Here is a 20,036-nt window from a genome sequence, read left to right on the forward strand (position 1 = left end):
GCAGCAGATGCCCACTCAGATGACGAAGTTTAGCTGGTTTTGCTTGCTAATCACAGCCGCCACCCGAGGAATATCCTTCCTGCTTCAGGTTATCGGTGCGTTGGCTGCCCCATTCGCTGACCCGCGTCAGCGCCAGGGGATGCGCTCGCGTGCCGGATTATTGATTGATTTTTGAGCCGATGGCTTTATGCTGTTTTTTTGCCTTACAAAGCAGGGAGATAACGATGAGAGTTCTAATCGCGGCGGAAGAGAACGCCTGGGGCGGCATGATCCAACAGTTTCGTCACACCTTGCCTGACGTCGAGTTCACGGCTTCTGCGGGCCACGCCGCCGAAAGCCTGGCCGGATACGATGCCTTAATCCCCGGTATGGCAAAAGTCACGCCTGATCTGCTCAAAACCGCTGACCGGCTGAAGCTGATTCAGCAGGCCGGTGCCGGGCTGGAAGGGGTGGATCTGGCCAGCGCCAAAGCGCTTGGCATTCAGGTGGCTAACGTGCCGTCGGACCGATCCGGCAATGCCGATTCGGTCGCCGAACTGGGGATCTGGATGATGATTGGCCTGGCGCGCAAAGCCCGCGAGATCCCTGAGATGATCGCCACGCGTCAGCTTGGCCTGCCGGTGGGCATGGGGCTGATGGGGAAAACCGTCGGGCTGGTGGGGCTGGGCGGCATCGGTAAAGCGCTGGCGAAACGACTGGCACCCTTTGGCGTGCGGCTGATTGGCGTGAAACGCACCGCCGATCAGGCCTTCGCTAAAGCGCATCAGCTGGACTGGCTGGGCAATATGGCCCATCTGCCGGCGCTGCTGAATGACGCCGACTTTGTGATCCTCAGCCTGCCGGACAATGCCGACACCCGCCATATCATTGATGAAACCGCGCTGGCGCAGATGAAGCCGGGCAGTTACCTGATCAACCTGGGGCGTGGCGGACTGATTGAAAAGCAGGCGTTGCTGGCGGCGCTGGAAGTGAATCACCTGGCAGGCGCCGGGCTGGATGTGTTCTGGCAGGAGCCGCCCGAGCCGGATGACGCGCTGTTTCAGTACAACGTCATCGCCACGCCGCATATCGGCGGCGTCACTGATAATTCGCTGAACGGCAACGTGGCGGGGGTATGTGAAAACCTGCGCCGCTTACGCGATGGCGAAGAGATCCTGAATCGCTGGGCGTAAGAGGCTGACCTAACGCGCTTTCTGCCCGACCATCACGTCAATGCCCAGCTGTTTCAGCTTCTGCGCCAGCTCTTTCGGCGGGGCATCGTCGCTGACCAGCGTCTCGAAGGCGCTGAGTTCGCCGATGCGGGCGGGCAACACTTTGCCAAACTTGCTGCTGTCAGCCACCAGAATCTTGTGGCTGGCACGCTGCATCGCCTGATGCTTCATCGGCAATTCGTTGAGGTTGTAGCAGGTCGCACCCTGACCGGCATCAATGCCTGCCGCAGAGATAAAGGCTTTGCCGGGACACAGGCTGTCCATTACCGAGCCGTGACCCAGCGGAGTGAAGATGGCGTTGTCGGCATGAAACTCACCGCCGTTGAGGATCACCTGACAGGCCGGTTTCTCTTTCAGCGCCAGGAAGGTGTTCATCGCGCAGCAGATGGCGGTAAACGCCAGCTCATTATCGATGGCATCGACAATCCACGGCATGGTGGTGCCGCAGTCAAAGAACACCGTATCACCCGGCTCAATCAGTGACGCCGCCAGCTGGCCCAGACGCCGCTTTTTCTCGACGTTATGCGCCTGCTGATCGGAGACAAAGTAGTGACCCTGATTGCTTTTCGGATCGCTGACAATGTAGCCCCCCAATAACACCACCACCGACGGCTGTTCGTTGAGATCGCGACGGATGGTCATCTCGGACACACCCAGCAGCCGCGCCGCCTCTCGCAGGTGGATTTTATCGGTTCGCTTAAGCGCAGATGCCAGCTTGTTTACGCGCTCGTCGCGGCGGGTTTCCATGGTCAGTCACTCCTGATAATACGGTTAATAACCCTCGCCGGCAGCGCTGCCGTTAACGATGGCGACGCCGGAGCTGGTGCCGATACGGCTGGCGCCCGCCTGGATCATGATGTCTGCCGTCTGTCGGTCGCGCACCGCGCCGGATGCTTTGACCGCCACCTCAGGGCCAACGGTATCATGCATCAGACGGACGTGCTCTTCGCGCGCGCCGCCGGTACTGAAACCGGTGGACGTTTTCACAAACGCGACCTTCAGTTCACGACAAATTTCACAGATTTGAATGATTTGCGCATCGCTAAGCAGGCAGGTCTCTAATATTACCTTCAATGGGATCGGGCCGCAAACCTCGCGCACCGCCTGAATATCGGCGCTGACGGCCTTCACCTCACCGCTTTGCAGCCAGCCAACGTTAATCACCATATCAATCTCCTGCGCACCGGCCGCAATGGCGGCTTTCGCTTCGAAGGCTTTGGCGCTGGTCAGGCCGGCACCCAGCGGAAAACCGATGACGGAACAGACCTTTACCTCACTTCCCGCCAGCTTCTCCGCCACTAACGGCACATAACCCGAATTGACGCACACCGCGTAAAAGTGGTGGGCGATGGCTTCGTCACACAGGGTGGCGATCTGTTGCACGGTGGCATTCGCCGCCAGCAGGGTGTGGTCGATGTAGCGGGCATAGTCCAGGTTTTGCACGGGAAGCTCCTCAGCAGATTAGGGGGTTTTGTTAAAATAATAACATTTTCATTCTGGCGTCAATCGCCAATTAACATCTCGCGGGCGGGATTTTCAGGCTGAGACGGGTGTCACAAAAATAACATGAGATGATTGTTATTGTTATTTCTACAACATTTAATGATGAAAATTTACACGGGGAAAACGTCATGGACATTGCCGTCATCGGCTCCAATATGGTCGATCTGATCACCTACACCAACAGCATGCCGAAAGCCGGTGAAACCTTAGAAGCGCCAGACTTCGCACTGGGCTGCGGCGGCAAAGGGGCCAACCAGGCCGTTGCGGCGGCGAAGCTGGGTGCCAGCGTGATGATGGTCAGCAAAGTGGGCGAAGACCTGTTTGCGGACAACACGGTGAAAAACTTGCAGCGGTTCGGCGTCGACGCGCAGCACGTCACCGTCGCGGCGGGCACCTCCAGCGGCGTGGCACCGATTTTTGTCGATGACCAGTCGCAAAACCGCATCCTGATTATCAAAGGGGCCAACGCGCACCTGTCTCCGGCGGATATTGATGCCGCGGCGGAGGATCTTAAGCGCTGCCGTCTGATGGTGTTGCAGCTGGAGATCCCGCTGCCGACGGTCTATTACGCCATCGACTTTGCGCGGCAGAACGGCATTCAGGTGATCCTCAATCCCGCGCCGGCGGTGGCCGGTTTGGACATCGATTACGCCTGCCAGTGCGACTTCTTTATGCCGAACGAAACCGAACTGGAGATCCTGACGGGCCTGCCGGTCAGCACCGAAGACGAAGTGCTGCGCGCCGGGCAGATGCTGCTGGGACGCGGCCTGAAAAACCTGATTATCACTCTCGGCAGCCGCGGATCGGTGTGGATGCAGGGAGATGCCGTCCACCGCATTAAGCCCACGCCGGTGAAGGCGATTGATACCAGTGGCGCAGGGGATGCCTTTATCGGCTGCTTTGCCCACTTTCTGATCCAGCATGGCGATATCGCGAAGGCAATGCAGTCTGCCTCCGACTATGCCGCCTGTAGCGTCACCGGACGGGGAACCCAGCTTTCGTACCCTGATGCCGATACCTTCCACCGTTTTCTCAACGATTAACTGAGGATTCGCTATGCAACCGACCATCGTCCAGCAGCCTGATGGCTATTTAAATAAGACGCCACTGTTTCAGTTTATTTTGCTCTCGTGCCTGTTCCCGTTATGGGGCTGCGCCGCCAGCCTGAATGATATTTTGATCACCCAGTTCAAAAGCGTTTTCGCCCTCAGCGATTTCGCCAGCGCGCTGGTGCAGAGCGCCTTTTACGGCGGCTATTTTTTAATTGCCATTCCGGCCTCGCTGGTGATCCGCAGCAGTAGCTACAAGATTGCGATCCTGCTGGGGCTGGCGCTGTATATCGCCGGTTGCGTGATGTTCTATCCGGCTTCGCATATGGCGACCTACACCATGTTCCTGGCGGCGATCTTCGCGATTGCTATCGGGTTGAGCTTCCTGGAAACGGCGGCGAATACCTACAGCTCGATGATCGGTCACCGCGATCACGCCACGTTGCGGCTGAACGTCAGCCAGACGTTCTACCCGATTGGCGCGCTGATGGGCATCGTGTTGGGCAAATACCTGGTGTTCCAGGATGGCGACAGCCTGCACAGCCAGATGGCCGGCATGAACCCGGAACAGCTGCACCAGTTCCGTCTGACCATGCTGGAGCACACGCTGGAACCTTACAAATACCTGGTGATGGTCCTGGTGGTGGTGATGGTGTTGTTCCTGTTGACCCGTTATCCGCACTGCAAACCGCAGAGCAATGAGAAAAAGCTGCCGAGCCTTGGCGAAACCTTCAGCTATCTGGCCAAAAACCGTCACTTCAAGCGCGGCATCATTGCGCAGTTCCTTTACGTGGGGATGCAGGTGGCGGTCTGGTCGTTCACCATTCGTCTGGCGCTGAACCTCGGTGCGGCCAACGAGCGTCATGCCTCTAACTTTATGATTTACAGCTTTATCTGCTTCTTTCTCGGCAAGTTTGTCGCCAACTTCCTGATGACGCGCTTCCGCGCCGAGAAGGTGCTGATTGCTTATTCCATCGTCGGTGTGGCCACGCTGGCCTACGTGATGCTGGTGCCAAACTTCACCGCCGTCTATGCCGCCGTGTTCGTCAGCGTGTTGTTTGGGCCATGCTGGGCGACGATTTATGCCGGCACCCTGTCTACCGTCGAGAGCAAATACACCGAAGTGGCCGGCGCGTTTATCGTGATGGCGATTGTCGGTGCCGCCTTTATCCCGGCCTTGCAGGGTCTGGTGTCTGACCGTCTCGGCTCGATGCAGATGGCGTTTGGCGTCTCACTTTTGTGCTTCGCCTGGGTGGGCTTCTACTTCTGGGGCGAACTGCGCCATAAAAAACAGCCGGCAGTCAGCGGTCGTCTGGCTGAGGAGGCACGATGAGAACCACGTTGCCACTGCATCCCTCGCTGTTCGGTGAAACGCCGCGTACGCTGCTGGATAACGCCGACGTCAAAGTAGAGCTGTTCCGTTACCCCTCAGGGATTGAGGCGGTGCGGATGGAGAACCGCCGTGGCTTTGTAATCGTGCTGCCGTATTACGGGCAGATGGTGTGGGATGCGGCTTTCGACGGTCAGCGGATGACCATGGGCAACGGCTTTAAGCAACCGTTGCCGGGCAAGGACATTATTGACACCTACGGCTGCTTCGCCTTCCACTCCGGCCTGCTGGCCAACGGTTGCCCTGGCGAGGGCGATGTCCATGCGTTGCACGGCGAGATGGCCTGCGCCCGCATGGACAGCGCCTGGATCGTGCTGGAAGAAGAGGGCGTGTCGGTGCGCGGCGAGGTGGAGTACATCAAAGGTTTCGGCCATCACTATCGCGCATTGCCAGGCGTGACGTTGTTGGCGGATCGGCCACGCTTGCGCATTGAGATGGCGGTCACCAATCTGTCCGGCACGGCGATGCCGTTGCAGTATATGTGCCATATGAACAGCGCCTATGTCGACAATGGCACTTTTAGCCAAAGTATCCCGGACAGTGCCTTTAAGCTGCGGACCTCGATTCCTGGCCACGTACATCCAACGCCGGTGTGGCTGGACTATACCCGTCAGCTTGCGGCGGAACCGCAGGCCTTTGGCGGGCTGACGCGCCCGGAGATGTACGATCCCGAGATTGTGTTTTTTGCTGATAATCTGGCGCAGTACGGCGAGACGGTGACCTTTAATCTGCACTCGCCGGACGGCCACGGTTTCAGCACCACCTTCCAGACCGCGCAGTTCAACTATGCCACGCGCTGGATCCTGCACAACAGCGATCAGCAGGTCGCCGCCTATGTGTTACCGGCCACCTGCCGCCCGGAAGGCTTCAACGCGGCTAAGCAGGCCGGCACGTTGATCATGTTGGAACCGCGAGAGCAGCGGCATTTCAGCGTGGAAACCGGGCTAATCGAAAACCCATAAGGCCTCTTTGATTTTGACCCGTGTGTTAGGGAAGTCGTCTGGATGTTTCGGTGCTTTGCTCAGGGAGAGAGGGGGGAACACAAAGACGCCGTAAACCCATCCCTGGGGGCTCAGCGGCGACATCCCTGTCGCCGATGCTTTGCTTTTCCCCCCTCTCTCCCTTCCCCTCAAGCTTCAATGTAGAATGGTCGATTGTGGACGCACAGGTCAAAACCCCGCTGAGTTCACCCTATGTATCCACCAAACCCCATTTGATTTTGACCCGTGCGTCCCCGGCCCCCATTTGATTTTGACCCGTGTGTCCACCGGCCCCACCCACAACGTCACTGCTTGTGGGTGGCGGCATAGAGCGCGTTAGCCGGGTGTCTGCGGCAGGGATGCCGCAGCCAAGCCTCCATGGATGGATTTACGGCGCCCCGGATAACGCGCTCTATGTTGACGCCGAACCACTGAAGCTGCTTTTGACCTGTGTGTTAGGGAAGTCGTCTGGATGTTTCGGTGTTTTGCTCAGGGAGAGAGGGGGGAACACAAAGACGCCGTAGACCCATCCCTGGGGGCTCAGCGGCGACATCCCTGTCGCCGATGCTTTGCTTTTCCCCCCTCTCTCCCTTCCCCTCAAGCTTCAGTGTTGAATGGTCGATTGTGGACACACAGGTCAAAACCCCGCTGAGTTCATCCCATGCGTTTACCAAACTTCATTTGATTTTGACCCGTGCGTCCACTGGCCCCATCCACAACGTCAATGCTTGTGGGTGGCGGCATAGAGCGCATTAGCCGGGTGTCTGCGGCAGGGATGCCGCAGCCAAGCCTCCAGGGATGGATTTACGGCGTCCCGGATAACGCGCTCTATGCTGACGCCTTATCGCCGGAGCGGGTTTTGACCTTTGCATCCGCCCTTTAGGTTTTGACCTTAAGGCCCACAACCCCACCCGTGATGCACGTTTCGTCACGCTATCCTTTCCCGGATGGAATCATTACCGCCGTGATTCCATGACATACTCTGCTGATTAATTCCTCGCCAATGACGCTGAATTTTCCCTTTCACCGTGATTATATTTTGGACGCAGATATGTCGAATAAAACGCTGTATGAAAAGTTAATTGATACGCACGTGGTGCGTGAACTGGATAACGACGGCCACGTTTTACTCTATATCGACCGCTCAATTCTCAATGAATATACCAGCCCGCAAGCCTTCAGCGGCCTGCGCGAAAGCGGCCGTGGGGTGCGCCATCCTGAGAATATTTTGCTCAACGTCGATCATGTGAACCCCACCCGACCGACGCGCGATGCGGAAATGACCGATGCCGGCGGCCAGCTGCAGGTCGATTATTTTCGCCAAAACGCCGCGGATTTCGGCATCGAACTGTTTGATGTGATGGACCCACGACAGGGCATTGAACATGTGGTGGCCCATGAACAGGGCATGGTGATGCCGGGCATGGTTATTGCCGCCGGCGACAGCCACACCACAACCTATGGCGCGTTTGGCGCGCTGGGGTTTGGCATCGGCACCTCAGAAATTGAACACCTGCTGGCCACGCAAACCTTGGTCTATCGCAGACTGAAAACCATGCGGGTGACGGTCACCGGCCTGCTGCCCTATGCCTGTACCGCCAAAGACATCATCCTCGACCTGCTGGGGAAAATCAGCGCCTCAGGGGCGACCGGCTACGCGATTGAATTTGACGGCGACGCGATCGACGACCTGAGCATGGAAGGGCGGATGACGCTGTGCAATATGGCGGTGGAAGCCGGCGCGCGCGGGGCGATTATCGCGCCGGACCAAAAAGTCTTCGACTATATTACGGGCAAACCGCAGATGCCGACCGGCGCGCTATGGCAACAGGCGCTGGCCGAATGGTCACAACTGCGCAGCGATCCGCTGGCGGTATTCGATAAAACCGTGCAGATCGACTGCAGCGAACTGGATCCGAAAGTGACCTGGGGCATCAGCCCGGATCAAACCAGCCCGATCGGTGGCGCGGTGCCGGATCCGGAACAGGAGACCGACCTGATTAAGCAACAGGCGATCCGCAAAGCGCTGCAGTATATGGGACTGATGGCCGGCACGCCGCTGCGGGAAATCCCCATTACCCATGCCTTTATTGGCTCCTGTACTAACGGCCGTATTGAGGATCTTCGCTCGGCGGCAGCGGTGCTTCAGGGCCGCAAAATCGCCAGCCACGTGCGCGGAATTATCGTTCCGGGATCGAGCCAGGTGCGCCGACAGGCGGAAGCGGAAGGGCTGGCGCAGCAGTTTCTCGATGCCGGATTTGAATGGCGGCAGTCGGGCTGTTCAATGTGCCTGGCGATGAATGAGGATGTGCTGGCACCCGGCGATCGTTGCGCCTCCGGCACCAACCGCAATTTTCCTGGCCGCCAGGGCGTCGGGGCCAGAACACATCTGATGAGCCCGGCGATGGTGGCGGCAGCGGCAATCAGCGGCCACCTTGAAGATGTGCGCACAATGCTTAACGCAGGGGGAAATAATGGAAGCATTTGATCGGGTCAGCGGCATCCTCGCGCCGTTACTGGAAGCGAACATCGATACCGATGTCATTATGCCGAAACAGTTTCTGAAAGGGATCGATCGTCAGGGACTGGATAAAGGGGTGTTTTTCGATCGGCGCTTTACCGTCGATGGCGAACTGAATCCGGACTTTATTCTCAATCAGCCGGGCTGGCAGGGCGCGTCCTTTCTGCTGGTCGGGCCGAATTTCGGCTGCGGATCCAGCCGTGAACATGCGGTGTGGGGATTACGCCAGCTGGGGATCCGCGCGCTGATCGGCACCAGCTTTGCCGGGATCTTCAACGATAACTGCCAGAACAATGGTGTGCTGACCGTGTCGCTGGACGACAGCAGCTTCGGACGCCTGAGCCAGCTGGCGGTTAACCCGGACAGTAACCGCATCACCGTCTCGCTGGAAACCTGCGAAATCACCGCCGGTACAGAAACCCTGCCGTTTTCGGTCAGCGCCCTGAAGCGGGAAATGCTCGCCGGTGGCGAAGATGCGATTGGCTGGACGCTGCAATACCTCTCCGCCATTGAGCAGTTTGAAGCGCAGCATTATGGCCAGAAACCCTGGCTGAAGCGTCCGGCCGCCAGCCAGAGCGCCGGGAGGAATGGATGATTGCCCGTGCCGAACGCGGCGATTCGCCGTTTGTGCCGGGCTTCAGGCTGCACGATGTCACCCTTGAGAGTGGCATCACGCTCAGAGTGGCAATTGGCGGCGACGGCCCGCCGCTGTTGATGCTGCACGGCCATCCGCAGAATCATATCAGCTGGCGCAAAGTGGCCCCGACGCTGGCGAAAACCCACACGGTGATCCTGCCGGATCTGCGCGGTTACGGCGACAGCGACAAGCCCGCCAGCGATCAACAGCATCGTCCCTATTCGAAACGGGTGATGGCGCAGGATCTGGTGCAGCTGATGGCGGGGCTGGGCCACCCGACCTTTGCCTTTGTCGGCCACGATCGCGGCGCGCGGGTGGGACATCGGCTGGCGCTGGATCATCCGCAACGCGTCACCTGCTGTACCTTTGTTGATATCGCGCCGACCGCCACCATGTACGCCCTGACCAATCAGGCCTTTGCCACCCGCTATTTCTGGTGGTTTTTGCTGATCCAGCCGACGCCGGTGCCGGAAACGCTGATCCTGCACGATCCTGAATTTTTCCTGCGCAAACATATCGACGGACATCTCAAAACTCCGGGAGCGATGTCGGAAGCGGTGTTCCAGGACTACCTGCGCTGTTATCAGCATCCGCAGATGGTTCATGCGGTGTGCGAAGACTATCGCGCGGCGGCGACCCTTGATTTGGAGGATGACGCGGCCGACAGCGAGAACCGCATCCGCTGCCCGTTGCAGCTGTTGTGGGGTGAAAAGGGCACCGTCGGCCAGCTGTTCGACGTGCTGGCGACCTGGCGCGAGAAGGCGCTCAACGTGCAGGGCGAAGCGTTGCCCTGTGGCCATTCGCCGCAGGAAGAGATCGCGGATCTCTTTTTGCAGAAACTTCAGCCCTTCCTGAAAACAGTGCTATAAAACCCTATTATTCCTTCTGTTTTTGGTGACGATGAAAACCCCTTCCGCCGGAAAAAATCTCCGCCAGCCTGTTGAGGGCTGGCCTTCCATTGACGATCTGTCGGTGTTTGTCACCGTGGCGCGCAACGGCGGTTTCGCCCGCGCGGCACAGGAGCTGGGGCTGTCGCCGTCCACCATCAGCAAGCGGATTGCCATGCTGGAAAAGCAGCTGGATATCCGGCTGTTCTTCCGCAATAACCGCAGCATGCGCTTGACCGCCGAAGGGGAAATTGCGCTGGAAGGAGCGATGCAAATTGTCAGCGGCGTCGGCGATTTTGTCAGCGACCTTAACGGGCTGCGCGGCGCGGTGACCGGCAATATCACCCTCAGCTGCTCGTTTGGTTTTGGTCACGAATATATGGCGGATGCCCTGTCCGACCTGATGAACCTGCATAACGGGCTGAACGTGAAGCTGATGCTCAGTGACAGGGAAGTGAATCTGGTGGACGAAGGGATCGACATCGAGATCCACGTCGGCGATGAAATCAACGATCTCTATATCGCCCGGCAGCTGGCGGCTAACCGCCGGATCCTGTGCGCCTCACCGGACTATCTGCGTCAGGCTGGCGTACCGACATCGCTGGATGATTTGCGACAGCATGACTGCCTGATTATTCAGGAAAGAAGCGCGGCATTCGGCAACTGGGCGCTGACCAACGGCGAGGACAGTATTGTCTGCCGGGTCAACAGTCAGCATTCGTCCAACAGCGGCAGCGTGGTGCTGGCCTGGGCGCTGCGCGGACAAGGGATTGTGCTGCGATCGGCGTGGGACGTGGCGAAGCATCTGGCCAGCGGCGAGCTGGTGCAGATCCTGCCAGCGTGGTATCAGCAGGCGAATATCTGGGCGGTCTATACCCAACGTTCCTCCCACTCACTGCGGATTAAAACCTGTATCGATTTTCTCAGCGACTACTTTGCTCAACGGTTGCCCGCGCCGCGATAAACGACGGTGGAAGAACAGGGGAGCCAGGCTCCCCTATCGGTTACTTGCTGTTTTTGGTCATAAATTCGGTGTAGTTCTCAGGGGTAATGGTCTGGTACGGGATCCAGATGGTGCTTTCAACTTTCTCACCGGCGAGCATTTTCTTCGCCGTCTGCACCGCGCCCATGCCCTGACCGGCCGCGTCCTGGAAGATGGTCAGCGACAGCTTGCCGGATTTCACAAAGCGCAGCGCATCGGGCGTGCCGTCGATGCCAGCGACCAGCACATCTTTTTTGCCCGCCTGTTGCAGCGCCATGATCGCGCCAATCGCCATTTCGTCATTGTTGGCGGCAATCGCATCAATCTTGTCGCCGTTCAGCAACCAGCCGGAGGTGACATCCACCGCCTCGTTACGCATCCACTGCGCGGACTGCTTCTCAACCACCTTCATATCCTTATATTTGGCGATCACCTCTTCGGTGGCCTTGGTACGCTGACGGGCTTCTTCCGCCGACAGCGCGCCCATCAAAATCGCCACGTTGCCTTTGTAGTTCATCTTTTTCGCCAGCGCTTCCATCTCCATTTTGCCGCCGAGTTCCGAGTCTGAACCGACATAGGCCATATTGGCGCTCAGCGGAATTTCCGGCTTACGGTTGACGAAAATCAACGGGATTTTGGCGCGGCTGGCGGCTTCCATCATCGGCTTCACCGCCTGGGTATCCACCGGATTGAGGATAATGGCGTCGACGCCCTGGTTAATAAAGTTCTCCACCTGCTGCACCTGCACGGCAACGTCGCCTTTGGCATCCTCGAACTGGCCATTGATCTTCTCTTTCGCCAGCTCTTTCACCATCTGGGTACGCAGGATCGACACGAAGTTAAGGTCGAAGTTGGCCAGCGCCACGCCAACGGTTTGCTCTTTTGCCTGGCTTAACGGGCTGAGGGCCAGCGTACAGACCAACAGTAACGATTGAGATAATTTCATAGCGATTCTTCCTGTAGGGTTTTTCCCCTTGTTGGGGATATTTTGTTATGGGTTACAACATAAACTGCTCTTTGAAACGCATCAGGGCGGTCTCGCTGTCGCCTGATGCCCAGCCTTCCATCGCCACCACGCCCTGGTAGTTCATCGCCCGCAGGGCATTGGCAATGGCGCGGTAGTTGATCTCTCCGGTGCCCGGTTCCTGACGACCGGGAACGTCGGCGACCTGAATTTCGCCAATCGCGCTGCCGGCTCTTTTCACCAGCTCAATCAGGTTTCCTTCGCCGATCTGCGCGTGATACAGGTCGAGGTTGATGCGCAGATGCGGGCTGTTGACCGCCTCGACCAGTGCCAGCACCTCACTGGCTTTGGCGAACGGCGTGCCGGGATGATCGACGGCGGTATTCAGGTTTTCCAGGGTGAACACCTTGCCTGCGCGTTCCGCCATCGCCGCCAGTTTTTCCAGCGTGCTGGCGGCCTTCAGCCACATCGCGCCGGTCACCACCTCCACCGGCTTCACCGGCAGGCCTTTGTCATCCAGCCCGGTGCCGTGCAGGTTGAGCGACGGACAGCCGAGCTGCTCAGCCACGCCCAGCGACACTTCCGCGCTGGCCAGCAGGCTGGCAATCTCACGGTCATCGGTGAAATTGCCGGACAGGTAGCCGGTCATCGAGGTAAAGCGCGCGCCGGTGGCCGCCAGCGCCGGAATATCTTTGTTCTGCCAGTTCCAGAGTTCCACGCCAAAGCCCAACTGGTGGATCCGTTTCACGCGCTCGATAAACGGCAATTCCAGGAAAACCATTTCAGCGCACACTGAAAGAGTGAAAAGGGTCATGTCCTTCCTCCGAAGTCATTTGTTCAATTGGCCAGCCGCAGGGATGCAGGCTAATCACTAATAAGCAAATGTTATGCCAGTGGCAAAACCCGCAGATTAGCGGCCTGTCAGTCGGCGTTCGATCACAAAGTGAACACAAAATCGACATGTAAACTCAACATGTCGATAAAATGGACATTCCAGAAAGGGGGAGAACAAAATGCATATACCTGTTTTGGCGGGCGCGATAGTGGAAGAGTGCGAAGGTAAACTCAGTCTGCCGCAAGGGGCAGAAGCCAGCCGCTGGGATGCCCAGTTTGAGCTGGCCTGGCGGGCGTTTGTAGCCGGGCAGGAGCCCTCTTTTCTGCGTCCGCAGATCCGCGCATCCTGGCAGGCCAGCCGCGACGCCGGTATCGATCCCGGTGCCATCAACTACGTTTTCCCTGCCGAGGCGGAACTGAAGGCGATTCTGGAAAACCATGCGGAGCTGATCGAAGTGGCGGACAGCATTATGCAAAGCCTGCTGGCCTATAACCCGGACGGGCACATCAATCTGACCGATGCCAACGGCGTGACCTTATGTTACTGCGGGCTGGATTTAACGCCGGTCGGCAGCATTCTGCGCGAGTCGGTGATGGGCACCAACTGCACCGGACGCTGCCTTAACGAACAGCGGCTGGTCTACGTGCTGAATGGCGAGAACTGGAAACAGGCGCTGCGTCAGCGGCACCGGCAGTGTGCCGCCGCGCCGGTGCGCAATGCGGAAGGGCGGATGATTGGCGTGCTGACCCTGACCGCCAGCCAGGACAATTTCCACTATCACACCCTCGGCACGGTGCAGGCCGCGGCCGAAGCCATTGGCCGCCAGCTGGTACTGCGCAGCCTGCTGGCCGAACAGCGCTCCATTCTGGAAACGCTGAACGAAGGGGTGATCGTCACCGACGCGCGCGGCATCATCAAAACCATTAACCGCTACGCCCGGCAAATTTTCCACGGCATGATGCTGACCGGAAAATCGGTCGACAGCGCGTTAAACCCGGAGGGCGTGACGCTCACCGGCATCACCTTCTGCAACGACCGCGAAGTGGTGTTTCAGCCGCAGGATCGGCCGCGCGTCTCCTGCCTGGTGTCGGTGATGCCGGCGCCGGACGGTGGGCGGATCGTCTCGCTGCGCGATAATCAGCGCATCCGGGCGATCACCCGCCAGGTGATGGGCATCGGTGCCAGCTACACCTTTGAGATGATCTGCGGACGTTCCACCGCGCTATCGGAAGTGCTCGATAAAGCGCGCACCAGCAGCCGCAGCGACAGTACGGTACTGCTGACCGGCGAGAGCGGCACCGGCAAGGAGCTGTTCGCGCAGGCAATCCACAACGGCAGCGCGCGCCACGGCGGGCCGTTTATTGCGGTCAACTGTGGCGCCTTACCGCGCGATCTGGTGCAAAGCGAACTGTTTGGCTACGTCGACGGCGCGTTTACCGGCTCGCGACGCGGCGGGGCGGCAGGCAAGTTTGAGCTGGCCGACGGCGGTACGCTGTTCCTCGATGAAATCGGCGATATGCCGCTGGAAGCGCAAACCAGCCTGCTGCGCGTGTTGCAGGAGGCGGAAGTGATGCGCATCGGCGCGCAGCGTCCGGTGAAGGTCAACGTCAGGATTATTGCCGCCACCAACTGCGATCTGCAACGGGCGATCGAAACGGGCGCCTTCAGGCGCGATCTGTTTTACCGTCTGAACGTGATCTCTCTGCGCATCCCGGCGCTGCGCGAGCGGACCGGCGACGTGCCGCAGCTGGTGGAGTGGTTTAGCGAGAAAATGTGTACCCGACTGAAGAAAGCCAGCATGCAGTTTACCCCGGCGGCGATGGCCGCGCTGGAGCAGTATCCGTGGCCGGGTAACGTGCGGGAACTGGAGAATATTGTCGAGCGGGCGATTAACCTCAGCGACAAGCTGCTGATTGATGCCGGGGATCTGCCGGAAGAGATCGCCACCGAAGAGCGGCCGAAATCCGGCGACTCGCAGCGGCTGGACAGCCACGAGCGGGCGCATATCGTCACCATGTTGGCGTCGCTCAACGGCAATCTGCGTAAAACGGCGCAGAAGATGGGGGTCTCCCGCGCCGGGTTATACAACAAGCTGAAGAAGCACGGTATCAGTGTGGATGAGTTTCGCGGCTGACGCCGACAGCGGATAACGCGGCGGCAATCTCCTGATGACAAAGGATAATCGAATGGTGATTGGCCGCCAGCGGCACGATTCTCAGCGAGGAACAAAGCGCGCCGACGCCGTTATCCTTAATTGCCAGCAGCTCATTGCCTTCCGCGGTGCCGCTGTCGCTTAAATCGAAAAACTGCATCGCTTTCAGCAAGGTCACCTGGGTGTGACGCAATGGCGAACTGACCGCCTGATTATTGATGCTCAACTCGGTCTCTTCCGCCTGAATCGCGCGTTTTGCCGCATCGCCTTCCAGCCCAATCGCCTTCAGCAGCGACGCCAACATGCCGGGCGCGACCCGTTGTTGCACCTCGGTTTGATACAGCGAGTCCAGCAGGCAAACCTGCAGCTGGGTATAGCCCCGCTGTTCAAGCTGTGCGGCGATTTCCAGTGCGATCACCCCGCCGAGCGACCAGCCCAGCAGCCGCACCGGCCGGTCGGTCGGCAGGCCCCATTGCAGCATATGCTGCAGATAGTAGCTGGCTAACGCCGCCAGCGTCGGAATGTGCGGACGGTTGTGCAGGTTGTAGTTGTTGATCCCCAGCACGTTGAATTTTCCGCTCAGGCTGTCCGCCAGATCCTGATAGATCTCGCAGCCGACCACCGCCGGATGGATCATCCACAGATCGTCACCTTGCGTGGCGGCATTTAACGGCTGGATCAGATCAAAGGTTTGCTGCGGGCGATTCAGCTGCTTAAGCAGATTGGCCAGCGGTGCAGGCGTGTCGACCCACTGCGGGCTCTGTGCCGTCGCAGGCTGGCTGAGGGCTTCAGCCTGCTGACGCAGTTTGGGATGGGCAAACAGCGTCTTCATTTCCACCTCAATCCCCCGCTTTCTCAGCCGCATCATCAGCTGAATCGCATGCAGCGAGTGGCCGCCGAGGGCAAAAAAGTCGTCATCGCGACCGACAGGCGAGACGCCCAGCAGATCGCTCCAGCAGGCCGCTAACAGCCGTTCCTGCGCGGTGGCCGGCGGCGTAAAGGCAGGCAGCGCGTCGGCGGCAGGCATCGGCAGCGCTTTTCGGTCCAGCTTACCGTTCGGCGACAGCGGCAGGGCATCCACCCTGACGAAGCTGGCCGGGATCATAAACTCCTGCAGCGATTGCCCGATCTGCTGGCGCAGGCTGTCCGCCAGCTGCGGATCGGGCCGCGCGACCACCCAGGCAATCAGCCTTTTATCGCCGTCGTCATCCTCGCAGGCCAGCACCACGCAATCCTCCACCTGCGGGCAGGCGACAATCTGCTGCTCGATTTCGCCCAGCTCGATGCGCAGGCCGTGGATTTTGACCTGGAAGTCATTGCGGCCCAGATACTCAATGTTGCCATCCTCCCGCCAGCGCGCCAGATCGCCGGTTTTATACAGCCGCGCATCCGGCTGAGCGCTCAGCGGATCGGCGATAAAGCGCTGCTGGCTCAGTTCTTCGCGGTTCAGGTAGCCGCGCGCCACCTGCACGCCGCCAATGTGCAGCTCGCCGCTGATGCCCGGCGGCAGAAGCTGCAGGTTGGCATCGAGGATATACAGCTGGGTATTCGCTACCGGTCGGCCAATCGGCACGCTGCTGCCGATTTCGCCCGGTTTGCAGTGCCAGTACGAGACGTCGACCGCCGCTTCGGTCGGGCCATACAGATTGTGCAGCTCCACGGCGGGCAGCTGCTGATGGCAGCGCTCGACGGCGGTCAGCGGCAGGGCTTCACCGCTACAGAACAGCCGACGCAGGCTGCGACAGTGCGCCATCTCGCCGTGGCGCAAAAACAGTTGCAGCATCGACGGGACAAAATGCAGCGTGGTGATCTGCTGCTGCTGAATAAAGTCGCTCAGGTAGCCGGGATCCTGATGGCCGCCCGGTTTGGCCATCGCCAGCCGTGCGCCGACCATCAGCGGCCAGAAGAACTCCCAGACCGAGACGTCAAAACTGAACGGCGTTTTTTGCAGCACGCGATCCTGCGCGGTCAGCGGGTAGGCGTCCTGCATCCACTGCAGCCGGTTCATTACCGCCAGATGCTCGTTCATCACCCCTTTGGGTTTGCCGGTCGAGCCGGAGGTGTAGATCACATAGGCCAGCGATCGTTGCGGATCGTCGGCCAGCGCCGGCAGATTGCCGGTCGATCCCGCCTGCCAGCGCGGTCGGTCATTCCGCAGATGCACCAGCGGCAGGCTGGCGATCGGTTGCAGCGCCCGGGCGCCGACATCATCCACCAGCACCTGCTTCGCGCCGCAGTCGCTCAGCATATGTTGCAGGCGATCCTGCGGGTAATCCGGATCTAACGGCACATAGGCGGCACCGGCCTTGAGGATCGCCAGCAGGGCGATCACCATGTCGGCGCTGCGGCTGACGCACAGCGCAATGCGATCGTCCGGTTGGATCCCGCCCGAGCGCAGCCAGTGCGCCAGCCGGTTCGCCTCGGCATTCAGCGTGGCGTAAGTCATCTCCGCCACGCCACTCAGCGCCACCGCGTCTGGGGTTTTGCTGACCTGCTGCTCAAACCAGCGGTGGATCCCTTCCGGCAGTGGCCAGTCGGCGGCGGTGTCGTTCCACAGGTTGAGGATCACGTGCTGTTCGTCGGGCAGCAGCAGCGGCAGTAACGCCATCGGCTGTTCGGGCGGCGCGTCGAGGATCGCATTCAGCAGGTGCAGCAGGCGATCGGCAATCTTGCCGGCTTCCTGCTCGCTGAACCAGGCCTGATTGACGTTGCATTCCAGCACCGGATCGTCGCCAGGATGATAATGGCGCAGGTACACCGCCACCGGCATCTGCTCAAAGCCGTGATGCAGGGCTTCCACTTTTAGCGGCGTGCCGTTCAGCTCAATATCGGTCGGGAAGGTTTCCAGCGAGAAGCTCATATCGTACAGCTGGCGGCGTCCCTGCTGGCTGAGGCGCAGATGGCGGTTCAGCTCGGCCACCGGGAAACGCTGGTGGCGATAGCTGCGGCGCAGCTCGGCGGAGACCTGCCGGATCAGCGAAGAAAACGGCTGGGCGGTGTCAATCTGCAGGCGGACGGGCAGCATCGCCGAGAACATCCCCAGCGTCTGCTTATGCCGCGCCCCGCTGCGATTGTGCACCGGCACGCCGAGGGTAAAGTCTTCCGTTTGCCACTGCCGGGCAAACCAGCACGCCATCAGCGCGCTAAAGAAATGCATCGGCGACGCGCCATAGCGTCCGGCAAACGCCGTCAGCTGCTGATAGCGCGCCTGCGGCAGCGTGCGCAGGATTTGCGTGCTCGGCCAGGCTTCGCTGGCGGCAAATCCATTGCGCCTTTCCAGCAGCGACGCCGGGGCATCGGCAAAGCGCGAAAGCCAGTACGCGCGATCCCGTGGGTAACGGCTGGAGGCGAGATAGTCGCGGTCCTGGCCAATAAAATCGGTATATCCCGCGCAGGCGTCCGTCACGGCGAGTGCCTGTCCCAGCAACAGCGATTTATAACGATCGATAATCATCCGGCCTAATAACGACACCGAGGTGCCGTCGGCAATAATATGGTGAGCATTAACTAACCATAAAGAGGTGGTGGCATTCACTTTCACTAAAGACGATCGCCAGAGTAATTCACCGTACAATTTGAAAGGCTGAATAAGACGGGCGTTTAATAATTCCCGTGCGGTGTGTACCGGCTGTAATTCCCTGCTGACATCGTGGCATTCGAGAATGAATTCTCTTTTATGGACGGTCGTCTGATTAATTCCCTCTTCACCTTCCGTCAATTTTATTTTTAACGCGTCATGCTGCTGTAATACCAGATTAATTGCCCGGTGCAGCAGGGAGGTGTCCAGCGGACTGTCGATGCGCCACAGCCCGCCCACGTTGTAGCAGGGCGTATCGGGCGTCAGTGCCTGGTCCAGCCAGACGGCTTGCTGTGAGGACGTTAACGGATAAATAGACAAGCGCATACCTCCGGTTAAGGAAAGTCAAAATAGGGAAAGCATTCTCAGCAAGGATTGTATAGGAAGATTTCAAAAATATGATACGGAATTATATTTATTTTGTTATGAGAATAATTCACACCCTTTGCAGAATGGAATTATTTATTGAGAGATGGTCGTCTGAATAATGACTTAAGTGAAATAACTATTAACGGAGATAAACATCTTATTTCGAGATGGTGGTTTATAATCAGCTTTAATTAAGTCGGGTAAATAAGCGCGAATATAAATAAAAGACGGGGATAATGCCGACCCTTATCCCCGTTTACCGGCACTTCTTTTGCTGCGTTAAATTGCCACCAGACTGCGGACGCCATCGGTTTCCATACTGTCGCCCCGGCCGCGCTGGACGATCTCGCCGCGCGACATCACCAGATAGCTGTCCGCCAGCTCGGCGGCAAAGTCATAAAACTGCTCCACCAGCAGGATCGCCATATCCCCGCGTTGCGCCAGCTGGCGGATCACCGCGCCAATTTCTTTGATCACCGAGGGCTGAATGCCTTCGGTTGGCTCATCGAGGATCAGCAGTTGCGGCCGGCAGGCCAGCGCCCGGCCAATCGCCAGCTGCTGTTGCTGGCCGCCGGAGAGATCGCCGCCGCGCCGCTGCTTCATCTCTTTCAGCACCGGGAACAGCCGGTAGATCTCCTCCGGCACCTGTTTGGCTTCCGCGCCCGAAAAACGCGCCAGCCCCATCAGCAGGTTCTCTTCCACCGTCAGCCGGGGAAAGATCTCTCTGCCCTGCGGCACGTAGGCAATGCCGGCCTGCACGCGCTGATGCGGCTTGCGGCCGTTAAGGATTTTATCCTGCCAGCTGATGGTGCCGGATTTGGCCGGGATGATGCCCATCAGGCATTTCAGCAGCGTGGTTTTACCGACGCCGTTACGCCCCAGCAGGCAGGTGATTTCCCCGGTTTTTACCTCAAAAGAGAGGCCGCGCAGGATATGGCTGCCACCGTAATATTGATTCAGTTCAGACACTTTTAGCATG

General features: G+C 59.0%; 15 protein-coding genes. 9 read left to right on the forward strand and 6 right to left on the reverse strand.

The window, feature by feature from the left end; genetic code table 11:
- Positions 1-224 precede the first annotated feature (224 nt).
- Positions 225-1,172 carry a 2-hydroxyacid dehydrogenase gene (locus EBC_RS04715; protein ID WP_013200656.1) on the forward strand — a complete coding sequence of 316 codons (948 nt, stop codon included), beginning with the start codon at positions 225-227 and terminating at the stop codon, positions 1,170-1,172.
- 9 nt (positions 1,173-1,181) lie between these two features.
- On the opposite strand, the gene deoR is transcribed toward EBC_RS04715, so the two are convergent.
- Together deoR and deoC are read right to left on the reverse strand one after the other, a co-directional pair.
- Positions 1,182-1,958, reverse strand: coding sequence for a DNA-binding transcriptional repressor DeoR (gene deoR / locus EBC_RS04720; protein ID WP_013200657.1), 777 nt, complete (start codon positions 1,956-1,958; stop codon positions 1,182-1,184).
- A 24-nt stretch (positions 1,959-1,982) separates the two neighbouring features.
- Positions 1,983-2,654 carry a deoxyribose-phosphate aldolase gene (gene deoC / locus EBC_RS04725; protein ID WP_013200658.1) on the reverse strand — a complete coding sequence of 224 codons (672 nt, stop codon included), beginning with the start codon at positions 2,652-2,654 and terminating at the stop codon, positions 1,983-1,985.
- A gap of 188 nt (positions 2,655-2,842) precedes the next feature.
- Here deoC and rbsK point away from each other — a divergent pair, with 188 nt between their 5' ends.
- From rbsK to EBC_RS04760, 7 genes are all read left to right on the forward strand, one after another.
- A complete protein-coding gene (gene rbsK / locus EBC_RS04730) occupies positions 2,843-3,757 on the forward strand; it encodes a ribokinase (protein ID WP_013200659.1) in 915 nt (304 codons plus the stop codon).
- Positions 3,758-3,770: 13 nt separating this feature from the next.
- A complete protein-coding gene (gene fucP / locus EBC_RS04735) occupies positions 3,771-5,096 on the forward strand; it encodes an L-fucose:H+ symporter permease (RefSeq protein ID WP_013200660.1) in 1,326 nt (441 codons plus the stop codon).
- Positions 5,093-6,115: an aldose 1-epimerase family protein gene (locus EBC_RS04740; protein ID WP_013200661.1), complete on the forward strand. Its 1,023-nt coding sequence runs from the start codon at positions 5,093-5,095 to the stop codon at positions 6,113-6,115. Before fucP ends, EBC_RS04740 begins: the two co-directional genes overlap by 4 nt.
- Before the next feature lie 1,069 nt (positions 6,116-7,184).
- Positions 7,185-8,621, forward strand: coding sequence for a 3-isopropylmalate dehydratase large subunit (gene leuC / locus EBC_RS04745; protein ID WP_013200662.1), 1,437 nt, complete (start codon positions 7,185-7,187; stop codon positions 8,619-8,621).
- Positions 8,608-9,249, forward strand: a complete 642-nt coding sequence (gene leuD, locus EBC_RS04750; protein WP_041691893.1) for a 3-isopropylmalate dehydratase small subunit — start codon at positions 8,608-8,610, stop codon at positions 9,247-9,249. The genes leuC and leuD overlap by 14 nt, the downstream gene beginning before the upstream one ends.
- Positions 9,246-10,160, forward strand: coding sequence for an alpha/beta fold hydrolase (locus EBC_RS04755; RefSeq protein ID WP_013200664.1), 915 nt, complete (start codon positions 9,246-9,248; stop codon positions 10,158-10,160). Before leuD ends, EBC_RS04755 begins: the two co-directional genes overlap by 4 nt.
- Positions 10,161-10,191: 31 nt before the next feature.
- The gene (locus EBC_RS04760) at positions 10,192-11,142 is read left to right on the forward strand and encodes a LysR family transcriptional regulator (protein ID WP_013200665.1); all 951 of its coding nucleotides are present in this window, start codon (positions 10,192-10,194) and stop codon (positions 11,140-11,142) included.
- A 40-nt stretch (positions 11,143-11,182) separates the two neighbouring features.
- Here EBC_RS04760 and EBC_RS04765 read toward each other — a convergent pair whose 3' ends face one another.
- The gene (locus EBC_RS04765; protein ID WP_013200666.1) at positions 11,183-12,106 is read right to left on the reverse strand and encodes a sugar ABC transporter substrate-binding protein; all 924 of its coding nucleotides are present in this window, start codon (positions 12,104-12,106) and stop codon (positions 11,183-11,185) included.
- 52 nt (positions 12,107-12,158) lie between these two features.
- Positions 12,159-12,938, reverse strand: coding sequence for a TIM barrel protein (locus EBC_RS04770; RefSeq protein ID WP_013200667.1), 780 nt, complete (start codon positions 12,936-12,938; stop codon positions 12,159-12,161).
- A gap of 199 nt (positions 12,939-13,137) precedes the next feature.
- On the opposite strand from EBC_RS04770, the gene EBC_RS04775 reads away from it, so the two are divergent.
- The gene (locus tag EBC_RS04775) at positions 13,138-15,093 is read left to right on the forward strand and encodes a sigma-54-dependent Fis family transcriptional regulator (protein WP_041691894.1); all 1,956 of its coding nucleotides are present in this window, start codon (positions 13,138-13,140) and stop codon (positions 15,091-15,093) included.
- Here the strand turns inward: EBC_RS04775 and EBC_RS04780 are convergent.
- On the reverse strand, positions 15,068-19,015 hold the full coding sequence (locus EBC_RS04780; RefSeq protein ID WP_013200668.1) for a non-ribosomal peptide synthetase: 3,948 nt from the start codon (positions 19,013-19,015) through the stop codon (positions 15,068-15,070). The genes EBC_RS04775 and EBC_RS04780 overlap by 26 nt on opposite strands.
- A gap of 321 nt (positions 19,016-19,336) precedes the next feature.
- Positions 19,337-20,035, reverse strand: coding sequence for an urea ABC transporter ATP-binding subunit UrtE (urtE, locus tag EBC_RS04785; RefSeq protein WP_013200669.1), 699 nt, complete (start codon positions 20,033-20,035; stop codon positions 19,337-19,339).
- Position 20,036 lies beyond the last annotated feature (1 nt).

The organism is Erwinia billingiae Eb661 (genome assembly GCF_000196615.1).
GTDB classification, from domain to species: Bacteria; Pseudomonadota; Gammaproteobacteria; order Enterobacterales; family Enterobacteriaceae; genus Erwinia; species Erwinia billingiae.

Coding starts and splice junctions, on each gene's coding strand:
- EBC_RS04715 (WP_013200656.1), top strand. CDS start 225: ATGAGAGTTCTAATCGCGGCGGAAGAGAACGCCTGGGGCGGCATGATC.
- urtE (WP_013200669.1), bottom strand. CDS start 20,035: ATGCTAAAAGTGTCTGAACTGAATCAATATTACGGTGGCAGCCATATC.
- fucP (WP_013200660.1), top strand. CDS start 3,771: ATGCAACCGACCATCGTCCAGCAGCCTGATGGCTATTTAAATAAGACG.
- deoR (WP_013200657.1), bottom strand. CDS start 1,958: ATGGAAACCCGCCGCGACGAGCGCGTAAACAAGCTGGCATCTGCGCTT.
- EBC_RS04755 (WP_013200664.1), top strand. CDS start 9,246: ATGATTGCCCGTGCCGAACGCGGCGATTCGCCGTTTGTGCCGGGCTTC.
- EBC_RS04740 (WP_013200661.1), top strand. CDS start 5,093: ATGAGAACCACGTTGCCACTGCATCCCTCGCTGTTCGGTGAAACGCCG.
- EBC_RS04770 (WP_013200667.1), bottom strand. CDS start 12,938: ATGACCCTTTTCACTCTTTCAGTGTGCGCTGAAATGGTTTTCCTGGAA.
- EBC_RS04765 (WP_013200666.1), bottom strand. CDS start 12,106: ATGAAATTATCTCAATCGTTACTGTTGGTCTGTACGCTGGCCCTCAGC.
- EBC_RS04760 (WP_013200665.1), top strand. CDS start 10,192: ATGAAAACCCCTTCCGCCGGAAAAAATCTCCGCCAGCCTGTTGAGGGC.
- leuD (WP_041691893.1), top strand. CDS start 8,608: ATGGAAGCATTTGATCGGGTCAGCGGCATCCTCGCGCCGTTACTGGAA.
- rbsK (WP_013200659.1), top strand. CDS start 2,843: ATGGACATTGCCGTCATCGGCTCCAATATGGTCGATCTGATCACCTAC.
- leuC (WP_013200662.1), top strand. CDS start 7,185: ATGTCGAATAAAACGCTGTATGAAAAGTTAATTGATACGCACGTGGTG.
- EBC_RS04775 (WP_041691894.1), top strand. CDS start 13,138: ATGCATATACCTGTTTTGGCGGGCGCGATAGTGGAAGAGTGCGAAGGT.
- EBC_RS04780 (WP_013200668.1), bottom strand. CDS start 19,015: ATGCGCTTGTCTATTTATCCGTTAACGTCCTCACAGCAAGCCGTCTGG.